This window comes from Microvirga sp. ACRRW (assembly GCF_022346925.1).
Taxonomy (GTDB): domain Bacteria; phylum Pseudomonadota; class Alphaproteobacteria; order Rhizobiales; family Beijerinckiaceae; genus Microvirga.
This window is the reverse complement of record NZ_JAKRNJ010000001.1, coordinates 463,751-476,577: the sequence shown is the minus strand read 5'-3', so window position 1 is coordinate 476,577 and position 12,827 is coordinate 463,751. Positions and strand designations below refer to the sequence as shown.

Here is a 12,827-nt window from a genome sequence, read left to right as displayed (position 1 = left end):
CGCCGTGTTGATCCGCCGCCCGTCCGACATCCTTCCTTCCGAGATCACCCCTCGAGAGGTCTATCTCAACCGAAGACAATGGATGGCCGGGGCCGCCGGGCTCGGCCTCGCAGCCGCCTTTCCGGGATGGACGGAAGCGGCGCCGTTGTCGGCGGCCAAGAGCGCCTTCTCCACGGACGAGAAGCTCACGAGCCGCGAGGATGTGACGAGCTACAACAATTATTACGAGTTCGGCGTCGACAAGGACGATCCGGCAAAGAACGCGGGAACGCTCAAGACGTCGCCGTGGAGAGTGAAGATCGACGGACTGGTGTCGAAGCCGCAGGAGATCGGCATCGAGGACCTCATCAAGTCGTCCACTCTCGAAGAACGCATCTACCGCATGCGTTGCGTCGAAGGCTGGTCCATGGTGATCCCGTGGGTGGGCTTCCCGCTGGCGGATCTCATCAAGCGCGCGGAACCGCTGGGCAGCGCCAAATACGTGGCGTTTGAAACCGTCAACCGGCCGAATGAGATGTCGGGCCTGCGCTCGGTCTTGCCCGTGCTCGACTGGCCTTACACGGAAGGCCTGCGGCTTGATGAAGCCATGCACCCGCTCGCGATCCTCGCGGTCGGCCTCTACGGCGAGACGCTGCCGAACCAGAACGGCGCGCCGATCCGTCTCGTGGTGCCATGGAAATACGGCTTCAAGGGCATCAAGTCGATCACGCGCATCAGCTTCGTGGAGAAGCAGCCGCAGACGGCCTGGAACAAGCAGGCTCCGAGCGAATATGGCTTCTACGCCAACGTGAATCCGAACGTGGACCATCCGCGCTGGAGTCAGGCCACCGAGCGGCGGATCGGGGAGGGCGGCCTGTTCGCGAAGCGGCGCCAGACGCTCATGTTCAACGGTTATGCGGAGCAGGTGGCGAGCCTCTATAACGGCATGGATCTGCGGAAATATTATTGATGCAGGACCGCGCTTCCGTTCAGGCCGCCAAGAAGGGCTTTGCGCTGCCGCAGGTGCCGAAGATCCTCGTCTACATCGTCGGCTTCATTCCTGCCGTGTGGCTGTTCTATGCGGGCATCACCGATCAGCTCGGCGCAGATCCCATGCGCACGCTGGAGCAGGAACTCGGTGAATGGGCGTTCCGCTTCCTCATCGCGACGCTCACCATCACGCCCCTGCGCCAGCTCTTTTCCATCAACCTCCTGCGCTATCGCCGCGCCATCGGATTGCTCGCGTTCTATTACGCGCTCCTGCATCTCACGACCTATCTGGTGCTCGACCAGGGGCTCGATTTCGCGGCGATTGGTGCCGATATCGTGAAGCGGCCCTACATCACCATCGGCATGGCGACCTTCCTCATTCTTCTGCCACTCGCCATCACCTCCAACAACGCCGCCATCCGGCGCATGGGCGGGCAGGCTTGGGCAAAGCTGCACAAGTTCGTTTATCTGGCTGCCATCGGCGCGGCGTTGCACTTCATCCTCGTGGTCAAGTCCTGGCCCCTGGAACCCTTGATTTACGCCGCTATCGTGGCCGTTCTCCTTGGTTATCGCCTCGTTCGCCGCTTGGGAAGAAAAGCCGAACCTCGCCGTCGCCCTGCTTGAACCCGGAACCGTCTGCGATAGGATGCTCCACGAGGCGTGCGAGAGGAACAGGCTATGCGACCTATACGATTCAGGCACGGCGCATTCCGGGCGCTGGCTTTCGGGCTGGCGCTTTCTCTGATCACCTTGCCCGCGCAGGCCAAGGACGTCGTGGTCTTTGCCGCAGCGAGCCTCAAGAACGCCCTCGAGGATGTGGCTGCCGCCTGGAAGCAGGAGACCGGCAAGAATGCCGTGATTTCCTATGCCGCCAGCAATGCACTGGCCAAGCAGATCGAGGCAGGGGCTCCTGCGGACATCTTTTTCTCCGCCGATCTCGATTGGATGGATTACGCCGCCTCCAAGAGCCTGATCAAACCGGAGACGCGAACCAACCTTCTCGGCAACAGCATCGTCCTCATCGCGCCGAAAGACTCAAGCGTGCAGGTTTCTCTCCAGCCCGGTCTCGATCTTGCATCCGCGCTTGGTAATGGCCGTCTCGCCATAGGACAGGTGGAGGCGGTGCCTGCAGGAAAATACGGCAAGGCCGCCCTTGAAAGGCTCGGTGCCTGGGATGGCGTGAAGGATAAAGTCGCGCAGGCCGATAACGTGCGTGCGGCGCTTCTTCTCGTGTCGCGCGGCGAAGCGCCTCTCGGCATCGTCTACAAGACGGATGCCGTGTCCGATCCGAACGTGAAGATCGTTGCGGCTTTTCCGGAAGGCACGCACCCACCCATCGTCTATCCCGTCGCGCTTACCAAAGAATCCGCCAATCCCGATGCGTCATCCTTGCTGAACTTCCTGCGCTCCGATCGGGCGAAGCCTTTCTTCGAGAAACAGGGCTTCACGTTTGTGAACAAACCCGGCTCCAGCTCGTGACGGATTGGCTTTCTCCCGAGGAATGGACCGCCATCCGCCTCAGTCTCAAGGTTGCGGCGGTTGCGATGGCGGCAAGCCTGATCCCAGGCATCGCCATCGCCTACGCGCTGGAGCGTGGGCGCTTCTGGGGACGGCAGGCGCTTGACGTTCTGGTGCATCTGCCGCTGGTGCTGCCGCCTGTCGTCGTGGGCTACGCGCTTCTTCTGGGCTTCGGACGGCGCGGTCCCATCGGCTCTTTTCTCGATGAGCATTTCGGCATCGTGTTCTCCTTCCGCTGGACAGGCGCGGCACTGGCCTGCGCCATCATGGGCTTTCCCTTGCTCGTGCGCGCCATCCGCCTGTCGCTTGAAATGGTGGACCGCAAGCTCGAAGATGCAGCGGGCACATTAGGTGCGCATCCGATCTGGGTTTTCCTTGGCGTGACGCTGCCGCTCATCCTGCCCGGCATCATCGCAGGCATGGTGTTGTCCTTCGCGAAGGCGATGGGGGAGTTCGGCGCCACCATCACCTTCGTCTCCAACATTCCCGGCGAGACGCAGACCGTTCCGACCGCGATTTACACCTACACGCAGGTGCCCGGCGGAGAGGGCGGCGCGTTGCGCCTCACACTTGTCTCCGTCCTAATCTCCATCGCAGCGCTCTGGATTTCCGAATGGATGGCGCGTCGCGTCAGGCGGAGGTTCCTCGCCTGATGATCCTCGACGTCGATCTCCATCACCAGCAAGGCGATTTCACGCTTCAAACGCGCTTCCAGTCGGACGGACGGCTGACGGCTTTGTTCGGTCCTTCCGGCTCCGGCAAGACGACTCTCGTCAACATCATCGGTGGCCTCATCCGCCCGGATAAGGGCCGCGTGCGTGTGCGAGAGCGCGTGCTTGTCGATACGCAGCAAGGCCTCTTCGTGCCGAAGCACAGGCGCAGGATCGGTTACGTCTTTCAGGAGGCGCGACTCTTCCCGCATCTGAACGTGCGGCAGAACCTTCTCTTCGGGCGCTGGTTCTCGCCACGGCGCGAGCGCGTTGCGGATTTCGACGCGATTGTCGATCTGCTTGGGATCGGGCATCTGCTCGGCCGCTGGCCTTCGAGCCTGTCGGGCGGGGAGAAACAGCGCGTCGCCATCGGCCGCGCTCTTCTTGCCGATCCGCAGCTTCTCCTCATGGACGAGCCGCTCGCCTCTCTCGACGAGGAGAGGAAGGCCGAGATCTATCCCTACATCGAGCGCCTGCGAGACGGGGGCAATGTGCCCATGGTTCTGGTCAGCCATTCCGTGCCGGAGATCGCGCGGCTTGCGACATCCATCGTGGTTTTGAATGAAGGGCAAGTGACCGCTTCCAACCCTGCCTCCGAGATTCTACGGCACACGAAATTTTTTCCTCAAGCTGGCCCCATCGAGGCCGGTGCGCTGGTGGAGACGCGCGTTCTGCGGCACGAGGAGGAATACGGCCTGACAATTCTGCAAGCGGCCTCCGGCACGCTCACCGTCGCACGCCTCGATCTTCCGGTCGGCGCTCCGGTAAAGGTTCGCCTTCGCGCTCGCGACATCATCCTGTCCCTCGGCGCGCCTGAAGGGCTCAGCGCTCTCAATGTGCTTCCAGGCTATGTCACGGCGATTGAAGAAGGCGAAGGAGCCAGCATCGACGTGACGCTCGATTGCGGCGGCGACAGCATTGTCGCCAGCCTGACGCGCAAATCCGTTGAACGGCTTGGCTTGAAGCCTGGCTTGTCCGTTCAGGCCATCATCAAAAGCATCGCATTAGACCGGCAGGCCCTTGGCTCAGGGCAGGCGGGAAATATGTGAGATTGAAATCCTGAAACTTGCACCTGCCGGTTAGGCGTGTAGCCTGCCGCTCACCTTGATCCTTCGAGAGATGCCATCATGAACGAACAATTCCGTCAGCCCTCCGATGCCGTATCCCGCGACCAGCTTCTCGATCGTCTGGCCGAGGTGGCCATTCGGGTGGGCCTGGGGCTGCAGCCGGGCCAGGAGCTTGTCGTCACCGCTCCGCTCGATGCGGTGCCCCTGGCACGCCGCATCACGGAGCATGCCTACAAGGCGGGCGCTTCGCTTGTGACCACGTTCTTCTCCGACGATCAGGCGACGCTCATGCGTTACCGTCTCGGACGCGACGAAGGCTTCGATACGGCTGCTTCCTGGCTCTATGACGGCATGGCCGCAGCCTACAAGAATGGCGCAGCGCGCTTGGCCATTGTCGGTGACGATCCGTCGCTGCTCGCCAAGGAAGATCCGGAAAAGGTTTCTCGCGCCAACCGCGCGCGTTCCAAGGCCTATATGCCCGCGCTCAGCCTGATTGCGGATTCCGCAACCAACTGGACGCTCGTTGCCGCTGCAACGCCCGCCTGGGCCAAAGCAGTCTTTCCAAACGATCCCGAGGATGTGGCTGTCGCCAAGCTCTGGAAGGCGATCTTCGCCGCGTCGCGCGCCGATACGCCCGATCCGATTGCTGTGTGGGAACAGCATAATAAGACCCTTCACGCGCGCAGGGACATGCTGAATGAGAAGAACTATGCCGCGCTGCATTTCAAAGGCCCCGGCACCGATCTGCGTGTGGGGCTGGCAGAAGGGCATAAATGGGCGGGCGGTTCCGGCAAGACCAAGACCGGCATCGTCTGCAACGCGAATATCCCCACCGAGGAAGTCTTCACCACGCCTCACAAGGACCGCGTGGACGGTCACGTCACCAGCACCAAGCCGCTGTCCTACAACGGCACGCTGATCCAGGACATTCAGGTCAAGTTCGAGAGTGGGCGCATCGTGGAGGCCAAGGCGCGCACGGGCGAGGCGGTGCTCAACAAGGTACTCGATACGGATGAGGGCGCGCGCCGTCTCGGCGAGGTTGCGCTCGTGCCGTTCTCTTCGCCCATCTCGCAGAGCGGCCTATTGTTCCTCAACACGCTGTTCGACGAGAATGCCTCGAGCCATATCGCGCTCGGCCAAGCCTACAGCAAATGCATCCGCGACGGCGGCGGCATGAGCGAGGAGGAACTGGCTTCGCGCGGCGCCAACAAGAGCCTCATTCACATCGACTGGATGATCGGTTCCGACAAGGTGGACGTGGACGGCATCCATCAGGACGGCACGTCCGAGCCCCTGATGCGCGGCGGCGAGTGGGTAACCCCGTAACAAAACTCTGGCCCCATGCATCATATGGGGCTTATGATCCTCTCACATGCCTGTTCTCTCGCGATTAGGGCTTGACCTAGGGAGATGCGGCTGTGACTGGGAAGGCAAGTATTGATGAGGTGCTGACCTTGATGAGGCCGGCACCTACCACGAGTATGGATGGATGTCTGATATAACAGCCAATTCCAAGCCGCAGGGCGGATCTCTTCTTTCGGTGCGCTCTCTATCAGTCGAGTTCGGAACCGAACGTGGCCCTTTCAGAGCCGTCAAGGACGTCAGTTTCGATGTGAGCCCGGGAAAGACCCTGGCCGTGGTGGGCGAATCCGGATCGGGCAAATCCGTCACCTCCCTGGCGATCATGCGCCTTACCGATTACACGGGCGGCCGGATCGTCGGCGGCGAGGTTCTGTTCCGTCCCTCCCATGGTGAGCCGATCGACCTGACCAAGGCGTCCGACGACAAGCTGCGGGAGATACGTGGCAAAGACATCGCGATGATCTTCCAGGAGCCGATGACATCGCTCAACCCGGTCTTCACCATCGGCAATCAGATTGCCGAAACGTTGATCCTGCATGAAAACCTGAACGCGCGTGACGCGCAGCTCCGCGCGAAGGAACTGTTGCAGAAAGTGCGCCTGCCGGATGCGGACAGGCTTCTCGACCGTTATCCGCACCAGCTTTCCGGCGGCATGCGCCAGCGCGTGATGATCGCCATGGCGCTCGCCTGCAATCCCAAGCTTCTCATCGCCGACGAGCCGACGACCGCTCTCGACGTGACGATCCAGGCGCAGATCCTCAACATCATCCGCGATCTTCAGCAGGAGATGGGCACCGCCGTCATCTTCATCACGCACGACATGGGCGTCGTTGCCGAAATGGCGGACGACGTGGTGGTGATGTGGAAAGGCGAGAAGGTGGAACAGGCGCCCGTGCGCGACATCTTCACGGCGCCGCAGCATCCCTATACGCGAGCGCTGCTTTCCGCCGTGCCGCGTTTGGGAAGCCTCAAGGGCGAGCCGTTGCCGAAACGCACGCCGGTCATGGTCATGGACGGCGGCGCGCCGAAGCTTGTCGGCGACACGCATGTGCAGAACACCGCCGATTATGCGAAGCCCGTTCTCCAGGTGGAGAAACTGACCACGCGCTTCGATGTGGGCAAGACCTTCTTCGGCCGCGTTACGCATCGCGTTCATGCGGTCGAGGAAGTGAGCTTCGATCTCTATCCCGGCGAGACGTTGGCGCTGGTGGGTGAATCCGGCAGCGGAAAGTCCACCATCGGCCGCACGTTGCAGCAGCTCGTGGAGCCGACAGGCGGCACGGTGCGCTTCAATGGGCGCGACATGGCGGGCATGAGCCAGGGCGAACGCCGCCGCCTGCGGCAGGAAATCCAGTATATCTTCCAGGATCCCTTCGCGTCTCTCGATCCGCGTCACACGGTGGGCTACAGCATCGCCGAGCCGATCATCGTTCACGGGCTGCTGAAAGACCGCAAGGCCATCGAGAAGCGTGTGCATGAATTGCTGGAGCAGGTGGGGTTGCTGCCGCAGCATGCCAAGCGCTATCCGCACGAGTTCTCCGGCGGACAGCGTCAGCGCGTCTGCATCGCGCGTGCACTCGCCAGCGACCCAAAGCTCGTGATTGCCGATGAATCCGTCTCCGCGCTCGACGTGTCGATCCAGGCGCAGATCGTCAATCTGCTCATGGAATTGCAGGAGAAGAGGGGGCTGTCCTATCTCTTCATCACCCATGACATGGCGGTAGTGGAGAAGATCAGTCACCGCGTGGCCGTGATGTATCTCGGCCAGATCGTGGAGATCGGGTCGCGTCAGGCGATCTTCGAGAATCCGCAGCATTCCTATACGCGCAAGCTCTTGTCCGCCGTACCGATTGCGGACCCGCAGCGGGAGCGCGCGAAGACGAGGATCGAGGGAGAAATCCCGAGTCCCGTCCGTTCAGTTGGGCAGGAGCCCGCCATTCACCGCATGCGCGAAGTGGAGCCGGGGCATTGGGTTGCCGTTGAGGCCGATCCTCTTCGCGGTGTGGCATGAAACTTCAAGAAAGAGGGAGACGATGATGAAGTTCTCGAAAACGATGAAGGCGCTCGGCTTGACTGCCGCAGTGGCCTTGGCGCCGCTCATGGCGTCCGGCGCGCAGGCTGCCGGCACGCTGACGACCGCGGTTGCCATCGATCCGGCCAGCTGGGACCCGATCGATACCTTCCTGGTCGACTGGTCGTCCGCCGCCAACAACATCTATGACGGACTCACCGCCCGTGGCGCGGACATGAAGCTGAAGCCCGCCCTTGCGACTTCATGGGAGTTCCAGGACGACGGCAAGCGCATCCGCTTCAAGCTGCGTGAGAACGTGAAGTTCCACAACGGCGAGCCCTTCAACGCGCAGGCCGTGAAGTTCACCTTCGACCGCCTGCTCGGCGAGGAAGGCAAGAAAGGCCCGCAGCAATCGAACTACAATTCCATCGAGCGTGTCGAAGTGGTTGACGCGAACACGGTGGACTTCATCATGAAGCAGCCGGACCCCGTGCTGCTGACGAAGCTCGCAGGCTACGGCGCGATGATCGTGCCGCCGAAATACGTCCAGGAGAAGGGCGACGACTACTTCAACACGCATCCGGTCGGCACCGGACCGTTCAAGTTCGTCGAATACAATCCGAAGGTGAACCTGGTTCTCGAAGCCAATCCCGACCATTGGGGCGGCGCGCCCAAGCTCGACAAGCTCGTGTTCCGCTTCATCTCAGAAGCGAATACGCAGGTGGCTGAGCTTCAGGCAGGCCGCATCGACGTGGCGACGCTCATCCCGTTCGGCCTCGCGCCGACCATCGAGAAGAGCCAGAACCTGACCCTCATGAGCGTCACCGGCCCGACGGTGGTGTCGCTGCGCTTCAACACCAAGGACGGCATCACGAAGGATGCGAATGTCCGCAAGGCGCTCATCATGGGCGTCGACCGCGACGCTATCATCAAGGCCGTGCTTCTCGGCCACGCCAAGCCCATCGCGAGCTTCCAGTCGGAGCTGTCTTTCGGCAACGATCCGGCATTGAAGCCGCTGCCTTTCGACCTCGCCAAGGCGAAGCAGATGCTTCAAGCGGCGAAGGTTCCGGCAGGAGCGCCGGTGCGGATCGACTTCCGCGGCAACGACGCCACCTTCCGCGAAGTGGCCCAGGCGACGGCAGGCTATCTCCAGGCGCTCGGCCTGAAGCCGGCGCTTCAGCCGCATGAGCCGCCGGTTCTGCTCAACGACATCATCCCGAACGGCAAGACCGGCGAAGCCTGGCACCAGGCCTGGGGTGGCTGGACCTTCGACTACGACAACAACGCCTACCTGATGTATCACTCGGGCGAAAAGTGGAACCCGTACTACAACGACGCGAAGCTGAACGAGATGCTCGAGAAGCAGCGTCTTGTCTACGATACTAAGGAGCGTGAGAAGATCCTCCAGGAGATCGCGCGCTACGTAGCCGATCAGGCGCTGGAGCTTCCGCTCTACAACCAGAACACCCTCTTCGGCGTGAACAAGCGCGTGAAGGATTTCGACGCTCCCGCCGACCGCCGCTTCCGTTACACCGCCACATCGGTGGAATAAGCGGAACGCTTTAACCTCATGACATCGAGCAGGCCCCGCGCGAGCGGGGCCTCTTCCAAGATCAAGAAAAAGGTCGGGACGGACAGGACCACGACGCAGGACCACGATATGGCAGGTTTCATCATCAAACGATTGCTGCAGGCGATATTCGTCATTCTCGCCGTAACGCTGCTCGTTTCCTTCACGATCCGGCTTTCCGGCGATCCCGCCATCATGATGATGAGCGGCGGCAACTTCACCGAGCAGGATCTGCAGAACATCCGGCAGGCGCTCGGCCTCGAACGCCCGTTCTATGTTCAGTATCTCAGCTTTCTCCAGGGTATCTTCGTGGGGGATTTGGGGCGCAGCTTCTTCGGCAATGCGCCGGTTTCCGGGTTGATCGCTCAAGCCTTGCCCGCCACGCTCCTGCTCGCCTTCACGTCCCTTCTGATCTCCATCATTCTGTCCGTGCCGCTCGGCATCACCGCCGCGGTCAATCGCGGGCGCTGGCCCGATCAGCTCATCCGCATCCTGTCGCTGGTGGGCCTGTCCTTCCCGAATTTCTGGCTCGCCATCATGCTGGTGCTCCTGTTCTCCATCTTCCTCGGCCTTTTGCCGCCGAGCGGAATGGAAGGGCCCGAGAGCTTCATCATGCCGGCGCTCACCATGGCGATCATTCTCACCGCCACCAATGTCCGACTCGTGCGCACGGCGATGCTGGAGACGCTCTCGCAGCAATACATCATGGTCGCGCGCTCCAAAGGTCTGCGCGACCGGATCGTGCTCTACAAGCATGCCCTGCGCAACTCGGCCATACCGCTCATCAGCTATATCGGTATTCAGTTCGGTAACCTGATCGGCAGCATCGTCATCGTGGAGCGGGTGTTCAACTGGCCCGGCATGGGCACGCTCGCTTTCGACGCCGTCTCGAACCGGGATTACCCCGTGCTGCAGGGCACGATTGCGGTGCTCGCCCTGTTCATCGTCCTCATCAATCTCGTGATCGACATCGCCTATGGGCTGGTCGATCCGCGCATCCGCACGGAGTAAGGCCCATGGCTGCGGCTCAGGCTGTCTCCACATCGCGCTCGCGCTTCAGGTCGCTGGAGCTCTTGCTCGGCATTCTGTTCGCGGGCGGCATCTCGCTGGCGGTGCTGCTCTCGCCCATCCTCTTTCCTGATGGCGGCGAGGGCATGGATCTCATGGCCCGCCTCATCCCGCCCTTCCAGGACTTGAACCATCTTCTCGGCACCGATCCGCTCGGCCGCGACGTGCTCGCCCGCGTCGTCGTGGGCGGCCGGATTTCGCTCGTGGTCGGAATCCTCTCCGTGCTTGGCGCCGTCCTTTTGGGGACGCTCGTCGGGCTGATCGCCGGCTATTATCGGGGCATCACTGAGATGCTGCTGATGCGCTTCGTCGACATTCAGCTGGCACTTCCCTTCATCCTCGTCGCGATCATGTTCCTCGCCATTTTCGGCGCGGGCCTCGACAAGGTCATCCTGGTGATGATCGCGACGCAATGGGTGCATTATGCCCGCGTCGTGCGCGGCTCCGTGCTGGCCCTGCGCGAGAGGGAGTTCATCCTCTCCGCGCGAGCCATCGGCGTCGGCAACGGGCGTATCATCTTCACCCATGTGCTGCCGAACGTGCTGGGCCCCATCGTTATCCTCATGACGCTGAATGTGGCCAACAACATCCTGCTCGAAAGCAGCCTGACCTTCCTTGGGCTCGGCGTCGATCCTCTCATTCCGAGCTGGGGCGGCATGCTGGCCGATGGGCGCACCTATCTCCAGACGGCCTGGTGGGTCAGCGTCTTTCCGGGGCTTGCCATCATGTTCACCGTGCTCGGCCTGAACCTCTTAGGCGATTGGCTGCGCGATTACCTCGATCCAACGGGACAGACTTCGAAATGACGATCCTGCTCGATGAACGCGTTCCGCGCACGCTCGATATCCTTCTGCGCGATTGGGCCTCGGACAAGCATCGCGGAACCCGCCTGGAGGCGTGGCTGTTCGAGGACGAGGCGGCGCGGCGCGCGGGCGAAGCGCGGTTGGCGCAGGCAGGCGTCACCGCGCGCCTGCGCAGCGCCTACAAGCCTCTCGTGCATGCCTTCCTGGAAGAGATTGACACCAATGGGCTGGCAAGCGTTGTCGTTCGCTATCCGGTCCATCCGGAAGCGTCGCCCATACGCTTCCTCTCCGAGGCCTATCCGCTCGCCGCGCTCTACGACCATGTTGCAATGAGCTTCGAGCCCGACGATGCCGATCTGAATTATCGCGTGCAGGCCACATACCAGGACGGGCGTGTTGTTGAGCATAAGGTGTTCGCGCCCAACCGCACGCGTACCAATCATCTCGACCAGATCGATCTTGTGCCGACGGGCTGGCTGATCGTGTCGGATCGCGCCGACGGCGAGCCCGATATCGACGAGCCTGTGGAGACGGAAGCGGAGATTGTTTTTCACAAGGTCATGGCTGCCGTCGCTGCTCATGAATGGCCCCCTGAGGAGCCCTATGTGGAAACGCTCGCCATCGACGTGGCGATTCCCGGCATCGAGCGGCCTCTGTCCTATGGCGACGAGGTGATGAGCACCCGCGAGGCGTTGCACGAGGATTTCTATTTCTCGATCCTCGAATTCTTCAAGCGCCGCTCGAACCGCCCGCCGGAAGATCGCGGCCTACAGCCCGGACAGATCGTGCCGGACATCCGCGCGAATGACGGCGATGCCCATGTGCGCGTAGCGCTCCGCGGCTTCGACGCTTCGCAAAATCCCGCGCGGCCCGAGCAGGATCTCGAGATTGCGGATGCGGCCCCGAGCCTGATGCAGCTTCAGCGCGAACTCGCAGCGCTTCCCGGCGAGACGTTCGAGGGCATGTCCGTCGAAGGGCGGCCCGTGCGCGGACTCTACCGTTCGGGATCGCGGCCTGCCGTTCTCGTCACCAGCGGACAGCACGCCAACGAGACTTCGGCTCCGGTCGGAGCCTTCAGGGCGGTGCGCCGTCTTCTTGCCAATCCTGAAGCGAACATCGCCTTCATTCCGGTCGAGAACCCGGACGGCTATGCGCTGCACGGACGCCTGTGCGAGGCCAATCCGCGCCACATGCATCATGCGGCGCGCTACACCTCGCGCGGTAACGATCTTGAATTCGGCAAAAGCGAACCCGCTTTCGAAATCGGCGCTCGCAACCACGCCTTGGCGATGTCCGGCGCGCAGCTGCACATCAATCTGCACGGCTATCCCGCGCATGAATGGACACGTCCGTTCACGGGCTATCTGCCGCGCGGGTTCGAGCTGTGGTCCATCCCGAAGGGCTTCTTCCTCATCATGCGCCATCACCCATCCTGGGGAGAGACGGCAAGAACCCTGATCGAGGCGGTCACCAAGGGATTGTCGGCGGTGCCGGGCCTTGTCGAGTTCAACCGGCGCCAGATCGAGATCTGCGCCATACACTCCGGCGGCAAGCCGTATGAGATCATCAACGGCGTGCCGTGCCTGATCACCGCCGAGGAACGCCATCCGTCGCCGCTCACCATCGTCACCGAGTTTCCCGACGAGACCATCTACGGTGATGCGTACCGGTTCGCCCATACGGTTCAAATGGCCACGGTTATCGCGGCGGAAGAAGCCTACGCTTCGATCATGGAGAATGTTGCATAGC

11 protein-coding genes are annotated in these 12,827 nt (G+C 62.0%); all 11 read left to right on the top strand.

Annotation, left to right across the window (positions count from 1 at the left end):
- Positions 1–4 precede the first annotated feature (4 nt).
- A complete protein-coding gene (gene msrP, locus MHY87_RS02285; RefSeq protein WP_239348966.1) occupies positions 5–949 on the top strand; it encodes a protein-methionine-sulfoxide reductase catalytic subunit MsrP in 945 nt (314 codons plus the stop codon).
- Positions 949–1,593, top strand: a complete 645-nt coding sequence (gene msrQ, locus MHY87_RS02280) for a protein-methionine-sulfoxide reductase heme-binding subunit MsrQ (protein ID WP_239348964.1) — start codon at positions 949–951, stop codon at positions 1,591–1,593. The genes msrP and msrQ overlap by 1 nt, the downstream gene beginning before the upstream one ends.
- A 54-nt stretch (positions 1,594–1,647) precedes the next feature.
- Positions 1,648–2,448: a molybdate ABC transporter substrate-binding protein gene (gene modA / locus MHY87_RS02275; RefSeq protein WP_239348962.1), complete on the top strand. Its 801-nt coding sequence runs from the start codon at positions 1,648–1,650 to the stop codon at positions 2,446–2,448.
- The gene (modB, locus tag MHY87_RS02270) at positions 2,445–3,140 is read left to right on the top strand and encodes a molybdate ABC transporter permease subunit (protein WP_239348960.1); all 696 of its coding nucleotides are present in this window, start codon (positions 2,445–2,447) and stop codon (positions 3,138–3,140) included. The genes modA and modB overlap by 4 nt, the downstream gene beginning before the upstream one ends.
- Entirely contained in the window at positions 3,140–4,246 is a 1,107-nt protein-coding gene (modC, locus tag MHY87_RS02265) for a molybdenum ABC transporter ATP-binding protein (protein ID WP_239349735.1), read from the top strand. Before modB ends, modC begins: the two co-directional genes overlap by 1 nt.
- A gap of 78 nt (positions 4,247–4,324) precedes the next feature.
- Complete coding sequence (locus MHY87_RS02260; protein WP_239348958.1) at positions 4,325–5,590, top strand: aminopeptidase; 1,266 nt, start codon at positions 4,325–4,327, stop codon at positions 5,588–5,590.
- A 163-nt stretch (positions 5,591–5,753) separates the two neighbouring features.
- The gene (locus tag MHY87_RS02255) at positions 5,754–7,637 is read left to right on the top strand and encodes an ABC transporter ATP-binding protein (protein WP_239348956.1); all 1,884 of its coding nucleotides are present in this window, start codon (positions 5,754–5,756) and stop codon (positions 7,635–7,637) included.
- A gap of 22 nt (positions 7,638–7,659) precedes the next feature.
- Positions 7,660–9,189: an ABC transporter substrate-binding protein gene (locus tag MHY87_RS02250; protein ID WP_370644809.1), complete on the top strand. Its 1,530-nt coding sequence runs from the start codon at positions 7,660–7,662 to the stop codon at positions 9,187–9,189.
- A gap of 108 nt (positions 9,190–9,297) precedes the next feature.
- Positions 9,298–10,218, top strand: a complete 921-nt coding sequence (locus MHY87_RS02245) for an ABC transporter permease (RefSeq protein ID WP_239349733.1) — start codon at positions 9,298–9,300, stop codon at positions 10,216–10,218.
- 5 nt (positions 10,219–10,223) lie between these two features.
- Entirely contained in the window at positions 10,224–11,081 is an 858-nt protein-coding gene (locus MHY87_RS02240) for an ABC transporter permease (RefSeq protein ID WP_239348952.1), read from the top strand.
- Positions 11,078–12,826 (top strand): M14 family zinc carboxypeptidase, encoded by a 1,749-nt coding sequence (locus MHY87_RS02235; RefSeq protein ID WP_239348950.1) that lies wholly within the window; start codon positions 11,078–11,080, stop codon positions 12,824–12,826. The genes MHY87_RS02240 and MHY87_RS02235 overlap by 4 nt, the downstream gene beginning before the upstream one ends.
- Position 12,827 lies beyond the last annotated feature (1 nt).

Excerpts from the sequence above, each read along its gene's own strand:
- msrQ (WP_239348964.1), top strand. The coding sequence starts at position 949 with ATGCAGGACCGCGCTTCCGTTCAGGCCGCCAAGAAGGGCTTTGCGCTG.
- modA (WP_239348962.1), top strand. The coding sequence starts at position 1,648 with ATGCGACCTATACGATTCAGGCACGGCGCATTCCGGGCGCTGGCTTTC.
- modC (WP_239349735.1), top strand. The coding sequence starts at position 3,140 with ATGATCCTCGACGTCGATCTCCATCACCAGCAAGGCGATTTCACGCTT.
- MHY87_RS02260 (WP_239348958.1), top strand. The coding sequence starts at position 4,325 with ATGAACGAACAATTCCGTCAGCCCTCCGATGCCGTATCCCGCGACCAG.
- MHY87_RS02255 (WP_239348956.1), top strand. The coding sequence starts at position 5,754 with ATGTCTGATATAACAGCCAATTCCAAGCCGCAGGGCGGATCTCTTCTT.
- MHY87_RS02250 (WP_370644809.1), top strand. The coding sequence starts at position 7,660 with ATGATGAAGTTCTCGAAAACGATGAAGGCGCTCGGCTTGACTGCCGCA.
- MHY87_RS02245 (WP_239349733.1), top strand. The coding sequence starts at position 9,298 with ATGGCAGGTTTCATCATCAAACGATTGCTGCAGGCGATATTCGTCATT.
- MHY87_RS02240 (WP_239348952.1), top strand. The coding sequence starts at position 10,224 with ATGGCTGCGGCTCAGGCTGTCTCCACATCGCGCTCGCGCTTCAGGTCG.
- MHY87_RS02235 (WP_239348950.1), top strand. The coding sequence starts at position 11,078 with ATGACGATCCTGCTCGATGAACGCGTTCCGCGCACGCTCGATATCCTT.